This is a genomic window from Caldivirga sp. MU80, from assembly GCF_001663375.1.
Taxonomy (GTDB): Archaea; Thermoproteota; Thermoprotei; order Thermoproteales; family Thermocladiaceae; genus Caldivirga.
Genome location: NZ_LCTF01000001.1, coordinates 86,907 through 108,925, shown reverse-complemented (window position 1 = coordinate 108,925; position 22,019 = coordinate 86,907). Strand labels below are relative to the sequence as shown.

Annotated in this window: 21 protein-coding genes and 1 pseudogene; 8 read left to right on the top strand and 14 right to left on the bottom strand. The window is 48.7% G+C overall.

What is annotated here, in order from left to right; genetic code table 11:
- The 9 genes from AAX04_RS00550 to AAX04_RS00510 form a co-directional block, all read right to left on the bottom strand.
- Nucleotides 1-557: transposase (locus AAX04_RS00550; protein WP_202904394.1), on the bottom strand; the 557-nt coding region annotated here is incomplete at its 3' end.
- A gap of 214 nt (nt 558-771) precedes the next feature.
- Nucleotides 772-1,617: a TIM barrel protein gene (locus AAX04_RS00545; RefSeq protein WP_066792690.1), complete on the bottom strand. Its 846-nt coding sequence runs from the start codon at nt 1,615-1,617 to the stop codon at nt 772-774.
- Nucleotides 1,618-1,657: 40 nt separating this feature from the next.
- Nucleotides 1,658-3,034, bottom strand: coding sequence for a CCA tRNA nucleotidyltransferase (cca, locus tag AAX04_RS00540; protein WP_066792688.1), 1,377 nt, complete (start codon nt 3,032-3,034; stop codon nt 1,658-1,660).
- 131 nt (nt 3,035-3,165) lie between these two features.
- A complete protein-coding gene (locus AAX04_RS00535) occupies nt 3,166-3,546 on the bottom strand; it encodes a hypothetical protein (protein ID WP_066792686.1) in 381 nt (126 codons plus the stop codon).
- A 443-nt stretch (nt 3,547-3,989) separates the two neighbouring features.
- Nucleotides 3,990-5,348 (bottom strand): aspartate aminotransferase family protein, encoded by a 1,359-nt coding sequence (locus AAX04_RS00530; protein WP_066792685.1) that lies wholly within the window; start codon nt 5,346-5,348, stop codon nt 3,990-3,992.
- A 52-nt stretch (nt 5,349-5,400) separates the two neighbouring features.
- Nucleotides 5,401-5,784: a hypothetical protein gene (locus tag AAX04_RS00525; RefSeq protein WP_066792684.1), complete on the bottom strand. Its 384-nt coding sequence runs from the start codon at nt 5,782-5,784 to the stop codon at nt 5,401-5,403.
- A 6-nt stretch (nt 5,785-5,790) separates the two neighbouring features.
- The gene (locus AAX04_RS00520) at nt 5,791-6,567 is read right to left on the bottom strand and encodes a hypothetical protein (RefSeq protein WP_066792683.1); all 777 of its coding nucleotides are present in this window, start codon (nt 6,565-6,567) and stop codon (nt 5,791-5,793) included.
- 44 nt (nt 6,568-6,611) lie between these two features.
- A complete protein-coding gene (locus tag AAX04_RS00515; RefSeq protein WP_066792682.1) occupies nt 6,612-7,670 on the bottom strand; it encodes an L-threonylcarbamoyladenylate synthase in 1,059 nt (352 codons plus the stop codon).
- A 139-nt stretch (nt 7,671-7,809) separates the two neighbouring features.
- Nucleotides 7,810-9,159, bottom strand: coding sequence for an MFS transporter (locus AAX04_RS00510; protein ID WP_066792680.1), 1,350 nt, complete (start codon nt 9,157-9,159; stop codon nt 7,810-7,812).
- A 189-nt stretch (nt 9,160-9,348) separates the two neighbouring features.
- Between AAX04_RS00510 and AAX04_RS00505 the strand changes: the two genes are divergently transcribed.
- Nucleotides 9,349-10,008 (top strand): TIGR00296 family protein, encoded by a 660-nt coding sequence (locus AAX04_RS00505; RefSeq protein WP_066792678.1) that lies wholly within the window; start codon nt 9,349-9,351, stop codon nt 10,006-10,008.
- Here AAX04_RS00505 and AAX04_RS00500 read toward each other — a convergent pair.
- Entirely contained in the window at nt 9,990-10,631 is a 642-nt protein-coding gene (locus AAX04_RS00500) for a hypothetical protein (protein ID WP_066792677.1), read from the bottom strand. The two genes, AAX04_RS00505 and AAX04_RS00500, sit on opposite strands and share 19 nt — an antisense overlap.
- Before the next feature lie 94 nt (nt 10,632-10,725).
- On the opposite strand from AAX04_RS00500, the pseudogene AAX04_RS00495 reads away from it, so the two are divergent.
- Nucleotides 10,726-11,046: pseudogene (locus AAX04_RS00495) on the top strand (hypothetical protein); the annotation flags it as partial.
- Nucleotides 11,047-11,056: 10 nt separating this feature from the next.
- Here AAX04_RS00495 and AAX04_RS00490 read toward each other — a convergent pair.
- A complete protein-coding gene (locus AAX04_RS00490) occupies nt 11,057-12,067 on the bottom strand; it encodes a hypothetical protein (RefSeq protein WP_156519616.1) in 1,011 nt (336 codons plus the stop codon).
- A 406-nt stretch (nt 12,068-12,473) separates the two neighbouring features.
- Between AAX04_RS00490 and AAX04_RS00485 the strand changes: the two genes are divergently transcribed.
- The 5 genes from AAX04_RS00485 (at nt 12,474) to AAX04_RS00470 (ending at nt 18,563) form a co-directional block, all read left to right on the top strand.
- Nucleotides 12,474-13,238, top strand: a complete 765-nt coding sequence (locus AAX04_RS00485; protein ID WP_084761107.1) for an ABC transporter ATP-binding protein — start codon at nt 12,474-12,476, stop codon at nt 13,236-13,238.
- 16 nt (nt 13,239-13,254) lie between these two features.
- Nucleotides 13,255-14,916 carry an ABC transporter permease subunit gene (locus AAX04_RS00480; RefSeq protein WP_066792673.1) on the top strand — a complete coding sequence of 554 codons (1,662 nt, stop codon included), beginning with the start codon at nt 13,255-13,257 and terminating at the stop codon, nt 14,914-14,916.
- Nucleotides 14,917-15,047: 131 nt separating this feature from the next.
- Nucleotides 15,048-15,191: a hypothetical protein gene (locus tag AAX04_RS11735; RefSeq protein WP_156519615.1), complete on the top strand. Its 144-nt coding sequence runs from the start codon at nt 15,048-15,050 to the stop codon at nt 15,189-15,191.
- 1 nt (nt 15,192) lies between these two features.
- A complete protein-coding gene (cmk, locus tag AAX04_RS00475; RefSeq protein WP_066792716.1) occupies nt 15,193-15,738 on the top strand; it encodes a (d)CMP kinase in 546 nt (181 codons plus the stop codon).
- Between the two features lie 92 nt (nt 15,739-15,830).
- The gene (locus AAX04_RS00470; protein WP_369818394.1) at nt 15,831-18,563 is read left to right on the top strand and encodes a beta-galactosidase; all 2,733 of its coding nucleotides are present in this window, start codon (nt 15,831-15,833) and stop codon (nt 18,561-18,563) included.
- Nucleotides 18,564-18,581: 18 nt separating this feature from the next.
- On the opposite strand, the gene AAX04_RS00465 is transcribed toward AAX04_RS00470, so the two are convergent.
- The 3 genes from AAX04_RS00465 to AAX04_RS00455 all read right to left on the bottom strand — a co-directional run bounded on the left by AAX04_RS00465 (nt 18,582) and on the right by AAX04_RS00455 (nt 20,795).
- The gene (locus tag AAX04_RS00465; protein ID WP_066792669.1) at nt 18,582-18,809 is read right to left on the bottom strand and encodes a hypothetical protein; all 228 of its coding nucleotides are present in this window, start codon (nt 18,807-18,809) and stop codon (nt 18,582-18,584) included.
- 121 nt (nt 18,810-18,930) lie between these two features.
- Nucleotides 18,931-19,728 (bottom strand): sugar phosphate isomerase/epimerase, encoded by a 798-nt coding sequence (locus AAX04_RS00460; RefSeq protein WP_066792667.1) that lies wholly within the window; start codon nt 19,726-19,728, stop codon nt 18,931-18,933.
- A complete protein-coding gene (locus tag AAX04_RS00455) occupies nt 19,725-20,795 on the bottom strand; it encodes a Gfo/Idh/MocA family protein (protein ID WP_066792665.1) in 1,071 nt (356 codons plus the stop codon). Before AAX04_RS00455 ends, AAX04_RS00460 begins: the two co-directional genes overlap by 4 nt.
- Before the next feature lie 158 nt (nt 20,796-20,953).
- Here AAX04_RS00455 and AAX04_RS00450 point away from each other — a divergent pair, with 158 nt between their 5' ends.
- Entirely contained in the window at nt 20,954-21,790 is an 837-nt protein-coding gene (locus AAX04_RS00450) for a sugar phosphate isomerase/epimerase (RefSeq protein WP_066792663.1), read from the top strand.
- Nucleotides 21,791-22,019: the final 229 nt, after the last annotated feature.

Genomic DNA, 22,019 nt, shown 5'->3' with positions numbered 1-22,019 from the left:
CCCTCTCCACCGTTGGTGGGCTCTAGGTAGTACCTATCGTTCCTCACCAGGATCCTTAGCTCCCTCCTGCCTAGTAACCTATCCTTCCAGAAGCCAGGTGGTGAAGGCTTACCCATGAATTTAGGTAGTTTGCCTTGCTTGTAAAGCCTAGACAACTTAAAGAAGGAATTCCACGCTTGGTTGTTTAAGTTAACCACTTGACCGGCATTAACACCAAGCACCACATTGTACTTGCAGTAGAACTCATGCCCAGTGCCCTTAAAATCCACCTTGCCACTTGCCCTAAACTGCGTAAGCCTAGCATAATTAAGCTCATTCCATAATTTGGCAGTAGCATCGGCGATTCTTCTTAGCCTTCTCTCCTGAGAACCATTGGGCAATAGCCTAAGCCTAACAGTGCGTATTTCCTCATTCCCATTCCTTGATTTCCCACTCCCACCCTTCGATTTAGGAGTGGAGGAGGAAAGAGTGCCTGGGTTGGTGGAAACAGTGGGTGATCGACCCACCGGCTCATCCAAGGCGAGGAAACCCCCTCCCGGAGGCACCACCCTAGGCACCGAGAAAACACAGCAAAGGGGGAATTAAAAGGTAACCAGAAACAAACATACTGGCCAATAGGCTAAAACTTTAAACAAACCCAACCACCAATAAACCACACCATAAAAGGCGAAGCTTGCCGTTCGTTTTGTCACTGCCGGCGGCCGCATCGGCTATCGTATATACATTCCTGTTTAAACTCAACCGTAGGTTAATTAACTTAGTTAAGGTTACCTAGGCAAGTACATTGCCGTACCTAAGTAGGATCTCCCTCATCTTTAATGCGTCCTGTTCGAGGAGCGGTGACTCGTTGATTATGGTTATCTCAATGTCCTCATCGGCTAATTCCTTGGCGAGTGGCTCGAAGGGTGGGTTATTGGTGTCTATGGGCTCGTGTTCATCAACCCACTCGCCATTTCTATACCTCACGCAGGTGAAGTGGGTGTGCATGGCTTGATTTCCGAAGTAGCTCCTCCACATGTCCAAAACCTCCCTGTAGTTTATTGATCCACCATTCCTAGCGTAGACGTGGCCCCAGTCCACTACAGCCACGACCTGCGGGTTGTTAACCTCCTTAACCAGCCTAAACGTTTCCTCAAGACTCCCGAACTGACTCCTCCTAGCCATAACCTCTAACCCGAGCTTCACGTGACTAACCCCATTCTCCCTCATCCAGTCAATTAACTTGAGCACATTGTCCTTAACCGAGTTATAGCAGCCCTCAGGCCCCATCTTACCGTAGTATGCTGGGTGAAAGACCACCACAGTAGCCCCCATGGCCTCACCCCTATCTAACGACTCCTGAAGTCTCCTTAAACTGGCCTCAACCTTCTCGGACTCCTCGCTGCATAGGTTTATGAAGTACGGTGCATGTATGGATAACCTAACCCCAAGCTCCCTAGCCAGTTCACCAGCCTCCTTAGCGGCATCCCTACTCATCCTAACCCCCTGCACGAACTCAACCTCCATCGCGTTTAAACCAACGTCCTTAACATACCTTATCCCATCCAGCGTGCCAGCACCCCTCTTACCCTTAAGCCCCAGTGGTACCCCAGCTGGCCCTAGGTAAACCTTAGCCATCCGTGTGGGTCTCGGTTTAAACTTTAATTAAGTTAACCCGCTAGCCAGGTTCAGGTTTTGTTAACCAGCTGGGTCTCTTACTCATGAATACCAACGCCGAATCCCTAATCTCCGGGGGTAGTTCACTTACTTGGGCTACACTGCTTATCAACTTAACCTCACCCCTCAATAGCGAATCCCTTACCACGCCACTCCCAACAGCCTTAAGCCCCCTGAGCACCGAGTCCTTAATGGACCTAACCCTCCTAGCCCTAATGACAACCCACCTCCCACCCCTAATGAAGGGGCCTATTACGTCACCTGAATCAATGTACTTGCTGATGAACACATCTGATTCCTCAGTCCAGACGGGTGGGCCCACGTGCTCCTCTAGGGGTGGTAACTCAGCTTCCTCAACCGTAATCATGATCACTACGTACCTGTCCTGGGGTGTGTATAGGCCTATGTCCACCGGCTTGAACCCATCCCTTTTAACAATGTTCCAAATTGACGATGCAATGCTCCTCAATTGACCCCACACAATATCTTCAACGTAACCCCTAGGGTAATCCCCATAAATGACTAGCGTTGGTGCTGTGACACTTGGCCTAGGTACTGGAGCTACATCTCTGAAGAACACCATGCTTGGGTACTTGAGTAGCCGCCTTGACGCGGCTATGAAGGTGGCCATTGAGTCCAGTGAAACAGCCGCGGCAACGTTTCTATTGGGGTCGATTGGGTCAATGACCACCAACGGTGCGTTAAACCTAACGCCACCATGCGCCGTTAAGCTAATCCTAACCCTGAATGGTACCCAACCTGAGGCGGCCTTAACCACGTTCAGGAAGCCCCCGTAGGCTATTGTAAGTAACTCCGCCAAGTAGCCGCTGAAGCCTTGTACCTTAACCTCAGCCCCGTATACACCTATCCTCTTCATCATGAGCTTAAGTAGCCTAACATCATCCTCAAGCCCCCTTAACCTATCCCTAAGGTAAAGCGTATGGAGCGGCGATCTATCAGCAGCCGTGATGGGCTTCTCACCCATGCTCATCCTTATGCACGGCACCACATCAACGTTAAACCCATTATACGCCAATGTTAAATATGGGTGCTGGGCGTAGTTCATAACCCAGTTAATCCCCCTCCTAGAGAGTGCATTAGCCAGCTCTCTGATCAACTCACCTGACTTAACCATGCCAATGTACCTTTCATTACGTGGAAGTATTATGAAGACGTCTATGTCCCTATCCCCAGGTAGCCATGTGTTATGGGCAACTGAACCCTGTAGGGTAACCTCACCCTCAAGTCCAAGGGACCTAACCTCACCACTAAGCATCTCGGTAATTGCCTTAGCAACCTCATTGACGGCATTAACTTCCTCTTGACTCGGCTTAACTAGCCTAAGCGCCTCCTCAACAACATCCTCCACCCTAGCCACACGCCTCACTAACACTCGACGCTTTTAACCTACTTATAGAGCTTAAAGTAGGCAAAAATAGAGTATACGACTTTTTAAGGCTGTAACGGTGTTGGTTTAGCTTTAAGATTAAACCAGCTATCCACTTAAGCTCATTCACTTTCCGTTTCCGTTTGGTTACTGGGTGACCCCTCACTCTCTTTAATGGGTGTTACCGTTATTAATGGTTTGTTAACTACATATGGTGGCCCATGCGGATTGTCATTAACCACGTAGTAGATTGTTACCGTCACCGTGTAGTTACCTGGAGCTAGGTTAACCGTTGCCTCATCCCTCTTAAGGTTCAAGGTCACTGACCGACCCCCTATATCAAGGACCACTGTTAGATTGCTGAAGACATCATCAAGGCCGTCATCGTGCAGCTTTACATTGAAGTAGCCCGTGGAGTTGACGTAAAGATGAGCGGTAGCGCTGATGCTGCCAGCCATACCTGGGGTTAGGTTGCCTAGGTTAACGTATACCGGTATTGCCACGCAACTTGGGGGTGGGGCTGTTTCGGTTTTCATGGTTGTTTGTGGTGTTTATTTTTCGTTGATGGCTAAATCCCAGTTAGATTTATAAATAGCCCTAATACCTTTAATTGGTTACCCTGAGTTTCCGAGACCCGCAGAGGCTGGGAACCGCGGGCGACCGTTGGGGAGCCGCTACGGTGAGGGGGCCCAGGGAGACCGTTGAGAGGTAGATGGCGGTGAACGTAAACCGCCACCTACTGAGAAACGGTAATACTAGGTGGTAGCTTATGCACACTAAGACCCCGTGCATTATCCATAGCAACCACCGTGCCGGTAAGTCCAACCGCGAGCACTAGTGCTATCAATGGCCAACTCTTCATTATACCTAATTCAATTCTAGGGTTTTTATTTGTTTCTAGCTGCGTAAATTAAATTGAAAAACTGCTATAGCTTAGTGATTTACATTAACCATGAGTTATCATGCTGAGCATGTTGTCTAATGCATCCACTAGGGCTTGGGCGTGCTCCCTACCGTGTATTATTGATGGTAGTAGGTGCGGCATGTGTTCAGTCATGTACAGTATGCCGTTGACCCTCATGTAGAGGTGCATTAGGTCATAGAGCGACTCATCAATCCTCAACTGGTAGGCCTCCCTAACATTGATGGGCTTACTCGTGGTGAAGTGGATCCCAATCATGCTGCCTACCCCGGTGGCCCAGCATAACCTATCGTGGCCCTCGCAAACCTCATTAATCCTCCTGCGGGTCCAATCCCAAAGCTCGTTGAACTGGTCATAGATGCTCCTGTTCCGCCTCAGGTAATTTATCATCGTGTAGCCGGCCGTTAATGTAATCACGTTACCTGTGAATGTACCACCGTGGAAACTCCTAGCTCTTGCGTTAGGCCTCTTAACCTGGTTAAGCAACTCCATGATCTCCGAGGTGGATGCAATAGCCCCCGCCCCTGGGTATCCGCCGCCGATTATCTTGCCTAGGGTCACTATGTCGGCCTTAACGTTGAAGTACTCCTGCCCACCACCAAGGGCTAGCCTGAACCCCGTAATAACCTCGTCGAATATTAGGAGGGAACCATACCTCATGGTCAATTCCCTAACCCCCCTTAGGTAGTTGGGTTGGGGTTCGATACAGCCCCCTGAACCCGGGACGGGCTCAATTATCACTGCCGCAACATCGTGGCTGCTTAATGCCCTCTCCAGGGCGTTTAGGTCGTTGTAGGGCACAACCAGCGTGTATTTAATGTACTCCTCAGGTAGGCCAAGGCTCTCGGGACCCTCGAAGGGTGGGTTGACGCCCACGTGAAGCGCGTCATAACCCCCATGCCAGCCACCCTCAACCTTAACTATGTACTTGCGCCCTGTGTAGGCCCTAGCCAGCCTAACAGCGTACATGTTAGCCTCGGTGCCGCTGTTGGAGAACCTAACCATCTCAGCGTTTGGTATCACTTTGGTTAATAACTCGGCGTACTCAACCTCAAGGGTGTTTGGGTAGCCTAAGTGCGTGCCGTTGAGAGCTGCCTCGTTAACAGCCTTAACCACGAAGTCGGGTGAGTGCCCCATTATGTGTGCCCCATGGCCCATCCAGTAATCCACATACTGATTACCATCAACATCCCATACGTTAACCCCCTTAGCCCTAGTCACGTATATTGGGTATGGCTTGAAGAACCTTATCTGATACGTGGTGCCACCTGGGAGTAGCGCAGCTGCCCTATTGAAGAATTCAAGGGATTTACGGGTCCTAGACCTGTAATCAGCCTCAAGCCTACTCATTAATTCCTTAACCCTGTCACGCAGATTAACCATACCTCAACAGTCAAGGTCGCTGGGCATTAGTATTAATCTGTTTCCCTTTATTTTAAGCCTCAGTTAAAATCTCATTGGCCACTTCACTAAAGTACCTGTTAACTAACTCATCCATAAGGGACCTTAACTCATCATCATGGCTCTTGATAGTTGTTAAAAGGCTGCTTAACTCCCTGTTGGTTAACTTACCCTCGATACATGCCTCATAGCACTCCTCGTACAGGCTCCTTAACTGCTTTATTGAGCTTAATGTTAGGCCGTGTTTCGTTAATACATCATTCTCCTTCTCAATGTGGCTACCTAACACCCTAATTAGCCTGCTACAGTTAATTCTACCCCCAGCCACCTCCATGATTAACTTAACCATAATAACGTGCTCAACCCTCAGGACTGAGAGGTACGTCGCCGTTAAGTTGAATAGCTCCTCAGTGTTCATTAACCATCAGCCGTAGAAGGGCCTCTGTGTAATTAAATTACTTATCATTAAGCCTAACGATGGTGTGTAGCCAGCTATGTTCTCGTCAACCACGGCTATTCCACTAGCCCTGTTAATCCCAACTATAACCAGGTCGTTGGGTAGTATGTAGCCGCTTGGGGACTGTAGGCCGTAAGCCCACGAAAGCACGCTGACCATGAATGAGTAGTAGTTGCCTAGGGTTGAGTTGAACTTAACGGCGCAGGCCGTGTAGTTAACGTCACCGACTCCTAGGCTCGATAACTCGCTAAGCATGTCACTTAGGCTAATGTTTAGGGCTAGCGTGGCGTTCTCATGAACCTTCATGCTGAACCACCTGAGGAATTCGAGGGAAGCGGTCTTGTTAATGCTGTAGGCGCATATGTACAGGGGTAGGAACCTCTGGGTAACAGCACCACTGGCACTATTATAAGTAACCATGTTGGGTATCATGACTAGGTTAACCTCACCCCCATTAATCATGCCCATTATTGTTGAGTTAAATACGTTGCTTAACGTGTAGTTAGCATCATCATAGGGGTTAATGAAGTAGATGACCCAGATTGGGGCTGTTGAGTTACCATACTGTAGACCCAGTGTAGACGCCATAGTTACCATGTCCCCTATATGATGATTGAGCACTACATAGGTTGGTGTAAACTCCACACCCTTACTTGGCTTAAAGGCGTGTACAAATATTGAGAATACCGCAGCTGCAACTATGATAGCTATGGCCACGTACGTTATCAATGCGTCCGTGTTCATTAGACACCGCTTAGGTTTGGTGTTTAAATGCTTTAGCCAAATGACTAATCAACGCACCTAACTATGTTGTGGCCTGAGGCCTTCCTCAACCTATTCATTACGGCTAGGCCAATCCCAACCTCAGGGTAACCCTCGGCAATGGCCACGTCTGCATCGATTTCGTCAATCAACCTTAATGAATGGAATAGGTTCTTAGCCACCGTGTACAGGTTAACCCTCGACCCAACCTCAATGACCCTGAGACCTAAGCTCCTGTATTTGCCGCAGGTTTCACTACTGCACAACACCACAACTCTCCTACCCCTCTTAACCTCATCCATGGCTAGATCCATTGTTAACTTAACTAGGTTATCCAAGTCACCGCACTCAACCACAGTCAATGGTTTATTCGGGGCGTAGTGCCTATACTTCATTCCAGGGGCTAGGGCCTCCTTAAACTCGCCAAGCCCAAGGGCCTGCTCGGGGATCCTAATATCGCCGAACAGCCTCCTCAACTCCTCCAGTGTGAAGGGGCCTGGTCTATAAAGCACTGGTGGTCTCTTGGTGTAATCTATTATAGTTGACTCAACGCCGAAGAAGGTTTCACCTCCATCAATGATAACGTCAACCTTACCCCAAAGGTCCCTAATAACGTGCTCAGCCCTGGTTGGGCTTGGCTTACCGGATAGGTTGGCGCTCGGCGCTGATATGGGGGTGCTCAGCCTTATCAGCATTAAGGCCACTGGGTGGGCCGGCATCCTAACGGCAATCGTATCCAACCCGCAGGAGGCTACTGGGCTAATCCTCGCACTCTTCCTGAGTATCACTGTTAATGGGCCGGGCCAAGCCACCCTAAGCCTCTCCTCAAGATCATCAGGAACCTCCTGGGCCACCTCGTGAAGCTGGTCGAAGGTTGATACGTGAACTATGCTTGGGTTATCCATGGGCCTATTCTTAACCACGTAGATCCTCCTAATGGCGTCATCATTATACGTCGATGCGCCAAGGCCATAAACAGTCTCAGTGGGGAAGGCGACTAAGCCACCTCTCAATATAACCTCAGCTGCCTTCTTAATCTCAGACTCATCGGGCTTAATGGGATCCACCTTAATGAGCATCGTCATGACTCATCAACCCACGTCTTAGCACTTAAAAATACTTTCCGGTCAAACTATGTTCACACCATGCAATGCTAATGTTAATCACGGTTGAAAGTAATGAACCAATTCCTTAAAGGCATCTAAATAGCCGTGAATGCTAAGATCAACCCATGGCCTCATCCAAGATGCTCACCGGTACACCCCTAGTCTCAACACCCCATATGTACCAGGCTATGGACGCTAAGGCGCCGATTGCGTACAGTATCAGGTTGACCAGTAGGTACTGGTAGGTGTTTAATGCGCTGAGGAGGTAGTACGTCAGTACTATGTAGACGCCCCAGGCTATTAACCTAATCATCCCTATCCACGTCCCCCTAGTCCTTGTCGGGAATAACTCAGGCTCAAGCAGCGTCCTAACTGCCCAACCAAACTCGCTGAAGGCCATGTTTAGGAAGAGTAGGACGTAGAATACCGGTAGTGATGACCGCAATGGTGTGTTTATGGCTGCGTATATTAGGAAAATCGGTACCATGGTTAATAATCCACCCACGTATGACAGTAATGTGAGGGGTCTCCTGCCTACGGCATCAACCCAAAAGCCTATTAAACCGGCTATTGATGCGCCCAGGTTTGCCAATAACACAACCAGCGACTGAAGCCCAGGGTTACCGCTGAAGGGTAATGATGGCAGGTAGATTATGGTATATGCCATCAACCCATACGTGGTGATTTGAACTAAACCTATTATGGATAGGAAGAGAGCCCTGAACCAGGCCGGTGGGGCCTTTAATTGGATGTTTGAGCCACCCTTGCTTAACACGTACTCAAGTCCCTCACGCCTAGCCACCTCAATGGCCTCATTAACCTTACCCCTGGCTTCAAGCCATTTAACCGATTCAGGTATGCTGAGCCTAACGATGAGTGCTATGAAAACCACCACGAGTGCTGAACCAATCATGACATATATTGATGGTACACTGGCCTGGCCTGTGAGCAGCAGTGACACGTATAGTATGGCTGCCGCTAATGCTGCACCCACATTATCGAAGTTGGGTGTTAGCACAAGCATCATACCCCTACCGCCACTCGGCATAAGCTCAGTTATGGCTGCCAATGCAGGTGGCTCCTCACCCCCAACACCGAACTCCGCCAGTGCGTATGAAACCATGAATACGGTGAAGGCAACCATGGGGTTAACCAGCTGCTTAACATAGAGTGAAGCCGCCATGCCCAGCAGCCCAACGGTGTACATGCTCATGGTGTACACGAATATCCCCTTCCTACCTAACCTATCAGTGAGCACACCCATCGTGAAGTCGCCAAGTACCACGAATACGTAGCCTATTACCACTGATAGGGGGAGTAGCCATGGAGGTATGTAGTCCTTAAAGTAATTTATGGTCATTATACCACTAGTTGAGACGAAACCCCATATTAGGAAGCCTAGGGCGAAGCTTAGGAAGATTAGGTAGTGCACGTGCCTTAACCCCTCACCTGCACTTCTACTATTCATATTTTATTGGTTACCAATAATTGATTTATAAAGGTTTCGCTGTCAGTCGCGGTCTCCCTCCTCATAAATCAGCGTGGTTCCATATTCATCACACTGAGGCCCTTAGGTACACTGGGCGTAAAAGCTGTGTGGCTATGCCACCGTGCAGCCTAGCGTAAGGGATATTTAAGGGTGTTAGAGCGTTAAGTGATGTTTAAACCCTATAACCTTGAGGAGGGGGCTTACCTGGTTAAGCTGGCTAGGAGGGCTGTTGAGGAGTTCATAAAGAGTAGGCGCGTACTAAAGCCCCCTGAGGATACACCCAGCAGACTGCTTAAGGATAACTACGGCGTCTTCACAACCATAGAGACTGTTAAGGAGAATGGAACCACCGAGCTGAGGGGTTGCATAGGCTTCCCGAGGGGTAACGTAAACACGGCTAGGGCCACCATAAACAGCGCCCTGGCCGCAGCCTTCGATGACCCCAGGTTTGCGCCGCTTGACCCTAGCGAGCTCGACTCGGTGTTGTTTGAGGTTAGTGTGCTTAGCCCACTTGAGGAGGCTAGGTTTAGCTCACCCAGGGAGCTGGTTAACATGGTTAAGGTCGGCGTTCACGGCCTGGTCGTAGAGAGGGGGATGTACAGTGGCTTACTCCTACCCCAAGTGCCTGTTGAGTACTGCTGGGACACGGTAATGTATCTGGATGAGGCCTGTGAGAAGGCTTACCTAAGCCCGGAGTGTTGGGCTGAGGAGGGTACCAGGGTTTATGTTTATGAGGCGCAGGTTTTCAGGGAGAGGAGGCCAAGGGGCGAGATTTATGAGCGCAACCTACTTGAGGAGTTGAACAGGTGTCATTTTGAGGAAAGGTAGTTGTTGATGAGGCTTCTAGCCACATTAACCTCAACCATTGATAATGGCCTACTGGACACCAACGCGCATAAGGTACCCTTGTTAATGGGCATTACGTATACGTTATCATTACCCTTAACAATACTCAACAGGCCTAAGCTATCCCTAATAACCATGGATATGTAATCCCTTAGGGACTCGAAGTCGTATTCACCACTACCCTCAGTAACGTTCATACTTGAGGCATCGATTAGGGCTACCGCATTCACGTTAATCATATCCCTAACCTCGGTTAAACTTGATGGGGCGTAGCTAATCATCATAACCGGAGTCTCCTGAACAACTGCCTGTGGGACAACTGATTCACTTATCCTTTTATTAATCTCACTAACTATTATGGTTAGATTCTCAATCCTACTGATTAATTCCTCCCTAAGTGAATCTATGGTTGACTTATTCACCTGTGGGTTAGCCGCCATACCACCACTCCCGGTGCCCTGCTGTATGTTTATATTGCTTAAATTAACGGAACCACCCTTGGTTGGCTTCACCCCACCCCTCCTGCCCCCTCTAGCCACCAGTAGAATAATCACCACTACGGCAACCACTGCTACTATTATTAGAATTAGGCTGACTAGGTTCATTAATTATTCGGTTTATCTGGGTTAAATATAAATGTATTGTTTCCTGGTTGATCTCAACAGGAGTAAGGCCGATCAGGGTTAGGTTGATGACCAAACGTTAATACTCGCTGACATGGCCGAGAAAGCGTTGAACCAGATTAAGGAATTGGTGATTGAGTTAATTAGGGATAAGGTGGGGGAGGATAAGGCTAGGCGAATTGCGGATAAACTCGTGGGTGGGTACTACACCCACGATTACCCAATCACCGTGGAGCAGCTTAGGGAAATGGGATTAAGCGTATCCACAAATATACCGCCAGAGGTTTACGAACTAATGATTCTTTACCCACAGGCACGCGCAAACAGGCCAGGCATCGAATACTTGCCATACCCAATAATCCCAAGGCCAACAACTAGGGAAGGAGAGAGAAGATGACAAGATAACGTTAATGCAGTATAATGGGTAGTGTCGGTATTATGAACATGAACATTATTGATAAGCCTAGGCCAATGCTATGAATAACCTTACCACTCAATATCGATGTGGATACGGCCGATATTAATAAGGCCAGTGTTGGTACGTGGTAGCTAAACGGTGCCCTGACCGTGACGGCACTTAGGGAACCTGAGAGCACACCATTGACGAACTCCACGAATTCCACTAGGGCAATGTAACTGATTGGTATTAGGACTCCGTAAATTACGTCATCCCTGAACATGGCCTTTAGTTGAAATACAACGGAGTCGACTATCCTAGCCGCCCTGGTCACGAAGTAAGGTGCACCGACACTATAGGCTAGGTCCCTTACCCTGGAGAACTCCCGCTCAATTGTAGATGAACCCACTATCACCCTTGGGTTAGGGTTCCAGGTTAACTCAAGTATAGGCTCCGTTATCCTACCCTCCAGGTTAATCATAAGCCTTAGGAAGCCTAGAAACTGGGGTAAGTATAGCGTGGAGAAACCCAGCGAGAAGGCTATTAATGAATATGGGGCATTATGAGTAATCACATACACTACTAATGCTGACGCAAGGCCAATTACCGTGGGCTTAAGGTAATCGTACTCGTAAATCTTAGGCTGATTAAGGTGGATAATGGGGATTAGGAGCAGTGGCATTAACAGTAGGAGCAGCCCGGCAATGCCGATGCCTATTAACATTACCATCAACGCCTCAACCATGATCAAAGCCATTACGAGGACCAGTATGCTTAAATTAACCTCGCTACTCATCCTTCTCCAATCCTCGACAATATTGCTGAACCTCTGGACCAGGAATTCGAAGTAAGCGTCGTAGCTTATGCCACTCTGCTCATAATGCCTAGCCATGGTTAGTAGGAGTTTACCAGCCTTAGTCAATTCGACGTTATCGCCAATGAGCCTAACGGCCTCATCACTACCAACCAGTGGTGACATAAGCACTAGTAGCATTAAATTAACCACGTCCCTTAACCTCATGGCGGTCACCCACCTCCACATTATTAATACCCAATGCATGTAGGCTAATATTAAAGGTAACTTAACCCTACAGAGCTAAAGCCTAAAAATAACACATAATCCCCTTACGCATTGTCAATCGTAAAACACAACAAGCCAATGAGAATAGCGAGCCTCGCCCTTTAGGGTTGGGTTTAATAGTAGTGGGGCAACTCCACCCTTAGAAGGGGTGGGGAAGAGTCATATCCATAACTTGATCAAACCTTTAGTAGAGTATGGCGCATCTCACAACTCGAAGCCGCCAATAAGTGGTAGTGCTGTATTATTCCTTAAGATGGGGTAATGGCACCAGCTGGGAAACACTTATAAACCCTTATAATTATCGTGGCCTGGTGGGATCATCCCACTACCCCCTGTCCTGGAAGTAGTGGACATTTCCTTCAGCTACAGGACAGAGAGGGGGCCTCTACACGTTCTTAGGAATGTCTCGTTCACCGTTTATGAGAAGCAGTACGTATCAATAGTGGCGCCTACTGGCACCGGCAAAACCACGTTGTTAAGGATAATAGCTGGGTTGAGGAAGCCTGATAGTGGTAAGGTGCTTTTAATGGGTGAGGAGGTTAGGGGTCCAACACCTAAAATATCCATGATATTTCAGGACTTCGCCCTCTTCCCCTGGCTAACAGCCCTGGAAAATGTTGAAGTAGCGTTACTTCACAAGAGGCTCAGTAAGGATGAGAGGATTAAGCTAGCTAGGAGGTACCTTGAACTGGTTGGTTTAGGGGCCTTTGAGAACTACTACCCAAGGGAGTTGAGTGGTGGGATGAAGCAGAGGGTCGCCATAGCTAGGGCGTTAGCAGCTCAACCAGTGCTCCTTCTGATGGATGAGCCGTTTGCCAATTTGGATGCCATAACCGCAGAGGGTCTTAAGAGCGAGATATACAACATGGTTTTTAACGAGGAGTCCACCGTTAAGGCTATAGTGATGGTTAGTCATAACCTGGAGGAGGTTATTGAACTCAGCGATAGGGTAATCATACTCGGTGGTAGGCCAGCCACCGTGATATCCGACGTGAGTATAGATTTACCTAGACCCAGGTCACCTAGGGATAAGGAGTTCCAGGACTACCTAGACCTGCTTTACGGAGAAATCTCAAAGTCCATGGAACTCGCTGGCATAGCTAAGACTTAAGGGCCAGGGGATCTTAATGGTAACCCTCAGTATTGTCGTTATATCACTGTTAGCGTCGTTAGCAACCATGGCCAGGGTTGCGGCAACCTTAATGATTTCCGTAGTCACAGGTTGGTTCCTCGGCTACGCAGCGGCTAAGAGTGGGATGGTTGAGAGAGTGTTTCTATCCGTAACGCAAACCCTAGAGTCAGTACCAGTCATCACCTTCTTCCCCATAGTCCTAGTGTTCTTCATAAGCAGGATAGGGGGCTACCTCGGCGTTGAATTAGCCGTCGACTTCCTAGTTTTCACGGCGGTGGTTTGGAACATTTGGATTGGTGAATACGAGTCGATAAAGACCGTGGCCCAATCCCTCGAGGATGTAGTCAACATGTATAGGTTATCATTCATCTCCAAGTTCACTAAACTGTACATACCAGTAACGATACCGAGGGTGGCCGGCAACATACTTGTGAGCTTCGCTGATGCATTATTCTACATAGTGGTTAGTGAAGTCGTAACCCTAGGGACCAGGAGTTACGGTGTTTTCGGGATAGGGGCTTTAATAGCAGGTTGGACCAGTGAGGGGGAATGGGTCAATGCCATAACGGCATTAATAGTATTGATAATATTAGTCACCGTGGTCGTCTTCCTGGTGCTTAGGCCCTTCGTGAACTGGGCGGTTAAGTATAGTTATGACCCGTATGTTGAGGTTACTAGGGTTGGGGCTAGGAGGCAAACCACAAGCAGATTGAGGGCATCGCTCAGTAGGAATATTAGATACGTTAGGAGGGTTATGGCCGTTGAACGGGCTACCTTACCGGTTTTCGTTAGGGCGACCGGCTACTCAATATACCACAGGTTGGCCATTAGGCCGAGGCCAGTGGGCATTTTAACGAAAATGGAGAGGTATGTGGCCATTGGCGTGGGTTTATTGATCCTGGCCCTGGTGGCCTATGGCATATACTCCTCCTGGGAAACCACCTGGCTACCCATACTCATCAACATATATAATAATTGGGTAACCTACCTCTACTACCTGGGCCTTGACTGGCTTAGGGTTACTATAGTCACCATAGCCTCAATAGCGGTGGCTGTGCCGGTTAATTACCTTATGGTTACTAGGCCTAGGGTTGAAGCCATACTACTACCTGTGCTTGAAGACTTGGCATCAATACCTGTATCCGCCTACCTACCCCTAGTGGCAGTGCCCTTCGTAACAATCATGGCCATTAGGCTTGGGTTAACTGCGTCACTTGAGCTACTGGTCCTCATAGTGGCCTTCCTGAGCACGGCTTGGTACGTGATATACAACATGTACGTGGGCATGAAGACCATACCAAGGAGTCTATGGGATGTTGCAAACAATCTAAACCTATCCACCTGGCATAAGTTAACTAAACTAGCCATACCGGGAGCGATGCCGGCCACGATAACTGGGTTAGCAAGTACCGTTGGCTCAACCTGGGGTGGCCTTGAGATTGCCGAGTATTTCCAGAGTATTAACGGTAAGGTGTACATGGTTCACGGCTACACGGCACTCATGGATTACTACACGGCTGTGGGCAATGTAGTGGGGTTAGAGGCAATGAGCCTCATATTGGCTGTGAACGTTATACTGGTCAGTATATTCCTATGGAGGAATCTGTTCGCACTGGCTAGGCGCAGGTACCGTATGGAGGGTGCCATAACCCTATAACCACACCCAGTGATCAATGGGCCTGTTAGGGACGCGCCGCAGCACTAACGGTGGTTAATTAACCTTAAACATACTTCGCCTTTCAATAATTTAAAGCTTAAAAACTGAGTACACATGGTCTCGGGTTAGGTATGGCTAGGAGGGGTGGCACTGTCAAGTGCGCGGTATGCGGGACTGTGGTTAAAGGAGGGGTTAGTAGGCCTTATGGGGGTTACGTATGCCATAGGTGCCTAATGGCTGGTTTGAAGATAGCGGCTAGGTTAATGGGTGCTTAAGATGGGGGTTATAGCCATAAGTGGACAGGTGGCCAGCGGCAAAACCACCGTGGCCAGGCTCCTGGCGGATAAGCTTGGCTACAGGTTCATTTCAGTGGGTGAGGTTTTCAGGAAGATAGCGGCGGAGAGGGGGGTAAGCCTAATTCAGCTTCATGAACTGGCGGAGAGGGACTACAGCATTGACCGCTACGTCGACCAAGTGTCGATTGATGAGGCTAAGAGGGGTAGGGTTGTGGTTGAAGGTCACCTAGCCGCATGGATCATTAAGGACTACGCTGATGTTAAGGTGTACCTTAAGGCTGATTTAAAAGCCAGGGCAGACAGGTTGGCGCGTAGGGAGGGTATTAGCATTAACGATGCCGTTAATGAAATTAAGGTTAGGGAGGAGTCCAACAGGAGGAGGTACATGGCGATTTACTCAATAGACACCAACGACCTATCAATATTCGACCTGGTCGTTGATACAACGTTAATAAACATAAACGATACGCTGGACATAGTCGGTAGCTACGTAGTGAAGGTCCTTAAGGCTAAGGGTAAGCTTTAACCTAACCCCAGTCCAATGTGCCTCGCCTTAACCTAACATTGTTTATGGTAACCCATCACACGGACTTACCCCTTCTTCACCTCGAACTGTGAATTTCGTCTTCATCATCACCGCTGGTTAATGCTTTAAAAGTCGTTTCAGGTGCCTTAAGCATGCTTCTATGCGGTGAAATGCACTACTTCAGGATTCCTAGGGGGCTTTGGATGGACAGGCTGCTTAAGCTTAAGATGGCTGGCTTAAACTGCCTCAACACGTACTTCGCCTGGAACCTCCATGAACCTGAACCTGATGTGTTTGACTTTTCGGGCGAGAAGGATGTGGACCTTTACCTAAGCATGGCCGAATCCCTCGGGCTCAGGATAATAGCCAGGGTTGGGCCTTACATATGCTCAGAGTGGGATAATGGTGGCCACCCAGATTGGCTCATAAGTAGGGGCCTAGTGCCGAGGAGCCTAGACCCATCATACTACCCGTACGCCGAGAGGTGGCTTAGGGCAATACTCCCCATTATCGTCAAGCACCAGGGGCCTAGTGGTGGCATTGAGATTGTTCAACTGGAGAATGAGTACTTCTGGGGTGACGCACCATACCATATGAAGCTTGCCGAGTTGGCTAGGCAACTTGGCGTAACGGCTAAGCTATACGTCAACGTGAATAGGTTCGTTAGGAACACGATTTACACGGATGCCCTCGACCTCTACCCAGACCCATGGGACCTAAACCAGGTGGTAGGGGGGATTAAGGACTTGGTGGAGACGCAGGGGGGTAGGCCTAAGATACTTGAGTATGAGGGTGGCTGGTTCTCAACAATAGATAGGCCACTACCCACCAGTAGGGGTAGCTTCCCACCTGACTGGACTAGGATGCTATTAGCCACTGCGTTGGCTTATGGTTCCGACGTTGTGAGCTTCTACATGTTCCACGGAGGCACAAACTTCGGGTATTGGACTGGAAGGTGGATAACGACCACCTATGATTATGAGGCCTCAATTAGGGAGTGGGGTGAGTTGAGTGATAGGTACTATAAGGTTAAGTTGGTTACGCCACTGGCCGAGTTCATCGATGGTAGTGAAACTGAGAGTGAACATTTCGATAATGGTAGGTTACTCGTGGTTAGGAGGAGGGGTGACTTGAGGCTAATGTTCTACATTAACAATACTGAGTCTGAGTGGGTTGACGGTAACGTTAGGGTTAGGTCTAGGGGTGTTAAGGTTGTTCCACGTAACCTAAACGTTAAGGGTGTCACCATCACTGAAACAAACCTAAGCTTACTAACCGTGAGTGATGGCGATGTGTTGCTTTACGGGGATGAGGGTGAGGGTTTCAGCATTAGGCTAAGGAATGGTGTGGTTAAGTCATGCACTAACGTCGAGCACCGCCCAGAGGGTGACACCGTTGTGTTGAGTGGTAGGGTGCCCAGTGAACTAGGTGGCTGCTTAATTGAGGGTAAGGGTGTTGTTAGGGTTTTGGTGCTAAGTGAACTATTTGCCTCAAGGACCTGGTTCCTAAACGGGTACTACGTACCATCAAACATCTACCTAATTAGGGATGGGGACTACAGTAACCTTACAATTGAGGCCAAGGAGGGTGTTAACGTAGCCTACCTACCCTTCAAGTCGAGTTTAGGCAGATACATGCCTGAATTGGACATGACCAGGGTTGAACTTAAAGTCAACATTGAGGAGCCTAAGGTATCAATCACAGGCATTAGCAGGGGTACAGTTAACGTTAAGCACATCATGGAGTTAAACGGCATTAAGCCCCTTGAGGAGTTGGGGATATTTAAACACGGCGTGTACACGTATGATACTAGGGTTGAGTCAAGCGGCTTAATAGGTCTTGTTGTTCACGACTACGCCGTGGTGGTTAACAATGGTAAGGTTGTTACCGATGTGTTCATTTACGTTAAGGCTAATGTGAACCCAGGTAGCTTGAGGATTATTGCAGAATCCACAGGCCACCCAAACGATGGCGCATTACCATTCTTCACCGGGTTGCAGTCACCTGTACTGCTTGGTTACGGTGGCAGTGTCACGGTTGGTTCGTGGGAATACGGTTTACTCGACTTATCAGGGAGACTTAAGCCCGGTATTGCAACAAACTACAGTCACACAGCCGTGATTAATAGGGAGATTAGGGAGTACCTACCCAATGTTAAGTGGGTTAAGGACGTTAGCGAATTAGGTAAGCCGAATAATGCCGTGGTTTACTACAGGTCGAGGATTCACATTGACGGTAAGAGACACGTTGTGCTCAGGATCAGTGGGCATCCAGGCATAATCATAGTTTTCATCAATGGTGAGGAGGTTTACAGGGGCCATGGTGATAGGCCATTTGAAACCACCGTGTATGGCGGCTTGAGGGAGGGTGACGTTGAGGTGGTGATTGCCGTGCTTAGGTATAATATTAAGAGTATTGACCCAAGTCCCGGGAAGGTTGAGGTTGACCTGTGGAACAATGCGCTAGCTAACTACAGCCTAGGCATTATGGAGCTTGGTGAGGCCAGTGGGCAGGCTCAATTACCATTGAGTATAAGTGAACCAGCTACCGTTAAGCTTAGGTTCACCGTGAATAAGCCAAGCGACGTCAATTCACCGCTCTACGCCGAGTTAAGTGGGAGGGTGCATGCGTTAATATACCTAAACGGTAGGTTAATAGGTAGGTATTACCCAAGAGGCTCACAGTCAAGGTTCTACCTACCTGAACCATACCTAACAGGTGAAAACGAGTTAACAATAATGGCCACCCCAGCTGAAGAGGGCGCGACACTAAACGTAGCGATTAGGCCATATATGCTGACCAAGATTATCCAACTAAGACCTTAAAAACACATACGTATGGTATCACTCCAGTTTATCTTCACCACTCTTAGCCATTTGTGGCTCAACGCATAGCATCACCAGTACCCTGAGGGCCTCAACCCTGCCGAGTGGATCCTCAGTTAACCTCCTCTCAGCCATGGAAACAATATCGGCGTCATTAAGGCATTGGAGGGCTACAAGTAGTAAGTGGCCGCTTAGTCTCCTCCTGGCTATGGCCCTAGCCTCTTTAACTATATTCTCAATGCCCACTCAGCGATGCGTGCATGGTTACTTAATTTAGCTTACAGTTAAGTTGGGGGTTATGATAAGTAACTTGGCCTTACTTGGTGAGGGAATTTAAACTGGGTGAGTAGCACTTGGTTTTGCGCCATTAGGCTAATAGGCCCCTTAGGTACCTTAGGTATAGTGGCAGTATTTCATCGCCGGGTTCAAGCTCAGGGTGCCACTTCTTCTCCCACTCCACGGAGAGGTAGCCATTGTAACCTATGTTCCTCAGGTAGTCCACGACCTTCTTAATCGGAACCAGGCCCTCCGGGTCATCGGGTCTCGTGTAGCGTATCTTACCACCTATCCTCTTGAAGTTCTTAACGTGAACATGCCGAATCCTACCCTTCACAAGTTCAAGGACAGCGTCAAGGTTCTCCCCAGCTGCGACTACATTTGCGAAGTCGAGTAGTATGCCCACGTCTTCGTCGAGGTCCTTCATCAACTTACCTAAGTTAACCACCCTAACCCAATCATCGTGGGTTTCCATTAGTATCAAGACCCCGTTATCATTGGCGAATTTAACCAGCCTATTGAGTGAGTCAACTATTCTTCTAGCCGCCTTATCAACATCATCAATGACCCTGCCACCGTAAACCCTAACCCCTGGGGCGCCTAGTTCACGGACAATTAGTATTAGGGTCCTCAATACTTCCTCATTCCTGGCTCTCTCCTTATCATCAGGCATTGAGAATGATGCGTAGCCGGCTAGGTCACTTAACTTAACTCCTGAGGACTTGATTAACTCTAGTTCAGGCTTGGGTACGGGGTAGATTGGCCTTAGGTGCTGCCCATCATCAGCAACCCTCAGCTCTAAGCCATCATAGCCAAACCTCCTAACCCTCTCAAGCACCTCGCCTAAGGTTAACTCTGGGTAGGCTAGGCTGGTGAAGGCTATCCTCATATCACGTACACCTGGTTTAGGGGCAGTTTAATAACCTGGTTGGTGTTTGATGACAAGTATATTGCTTTAATTATCTCAAGGCTCTTCATACCCTCATACCCATTCACCGGGAATTCCCTACCCTCACGTAGCGCGTTAAGGAAGCTACTGAAAAGTAACTTATGTAGGTTCTCAGTCTGTGTTACGGTATCCCTCTTTAACTCTTGGCCAGCCCTCTGAACACCCCCCTGATTCGTGGCTAGTAGCGTAATCGACCTGTCGGTTATCTCCAACTGCCCCTCTGTTCCATAGATCCTAATCACCCTAAATTGAACGTTACTAGGCTGTGTCGAGACCGAGACCGTTAACGAACCCAAGGCCCCATTCCTGTATCTAAATACAGCCACTGCGTTATCCTCAACGGTTATTGATGGGTGTGAGGCGTTGGTGTAGAAGCCGGCCACGTCACTAACCTCACCGCCAAACCAGTACATCAGGTCCACTGTGTGTATGCCCTGGTTAGTTAGGGCGCCGCCGCCCTCAGTATCCCACATACCCCTCCAACTCCTGGCCAACTCATCCCTATTGTAATACGTCTTCTCATCCCTCCACCACATCATCCTTGCCTCAATTAGGAACACCTTGCCTAAGCCACCACTGCTAACAATGGACCTGGCCTTAACTATGTCTGGGGCGTACCTCTCCTGAAACACCACACCCAGCTTGACGCCATTCCTCTCAGCCTTCATCACCATCTCCCTGGCGCCGGCCAGCGTGGTTGCCATGGGCTTCTCCACTATGACGTGCTTATGATACTCCATTGCATATATAGCCTGGGGGGCGTGCAGGTATGATGGTGTCGCTATGGTCACAACATCAACCTCAGGATCCTTAACCAGTTCATCAATGGTGTAGTACGCCTTAGCGCCAAGCTGCCTGGCAACATCATCAGCCCTAGCCCTAACCTGGTCAACAACCGCCGTTAACCTGACCCAGCCGGTTTCCTGCTCAAGCTCCTTAATAGCCCTCGCATGGACAATGCCAATAGCCCCCAGCCCCACCACACCTACACCTATTTTACTAAGCATGGCACTAATGACTACTTGAGCTTTTAAGCATTGCCTAAGTATAATAAACTGGAAAATTAAACCCAGGGATGGTAATCATTCTTATGTTAAATGTACAGCATGCACACTGTAAGCGCACTACTTTATATAGGGGGCTATCGCAGTACTTATCGATAGGTATGTTTAAGGTGGGGGTCATTTCAGATGAGGTTTCCCAAGACTTTGAACATGCACTAAGGGTTATCTCGGAACTGGGGGCTACCCACGTGGAGATTAGGGATCTTTGGGGGAAGAATGTTTACCAGCTAAGCGATTCAGAGCTTAATGAAGTTAAAAGTCTCGTTAATAAGTATGGTCTTGAGGTGTCTAACCTGGACTCATTCATATTTAAAACCTACATTAATGATGAGGAATCCATCAGGCAGCATATAGACGCACTTAAGAAGGTCATGGAGTTGTCCAAGAAGCTTGACCTAGGCTACACAAGGATTTTCACGTTCTGGTGGCAGGGTGAGTTAAACCAATACTTAACTAGGTTAGTTGAGAAGTTTCAACCAGCAGTGGAGCTGGCGGAGAGGGAGGGTGTGTACCTTGTCGTTGAGAATGAGTACAGCTGCATAGTGGGTACGGGTAGGGAGGCTAGGGAATTTGTGGATAGGCTGGGTAGCAGGTATGTTAGGGTTCTTTGGGACCCTGGAAACGCCTTCTTCGCCAGGGAGACACCCTACCCAGGTGGCTACAGTATGGTTAAGGGCCTGGTGATGCACGTCCACATCAAGGACGCCGTGGTGGAGAATGGACACTACTCATGGAAACCAGTGGGTAAGGGTATGATCGATTACCTAGGCCAATTCAAGGCCCTCATTGATGATGGGTATAATGGCGTGGTTTCGTTGGAGACCCATTATGCGCCTAACGGTGATAAGGAGAGGGGTACTAGGGAATCGTTTAACGGTATTGTTGATGCCCTTAGGAGACTTAACGTGGCTGATAGGGTGTTGAATTTTAAGAGGTGATAGGTTACTGTGCTTAACACCCTGGACCTTGAGTAATCCTTAACGTGAACAGTAAGCACCCTGCCACTGTGCAAGTGGCTACTGGTTCATTGGCTTCACTGGCTGGCTCATGGGTGTCTTACTGGTTTGTTTGGGTGATGTTGAGTTCTACTGCATTACCCATTGTGAAACCTCCCTAGGTTTACTGGTTTTTGCCTAACGCTGGGTAGCGGGGAGTTGAGGTTGTTTA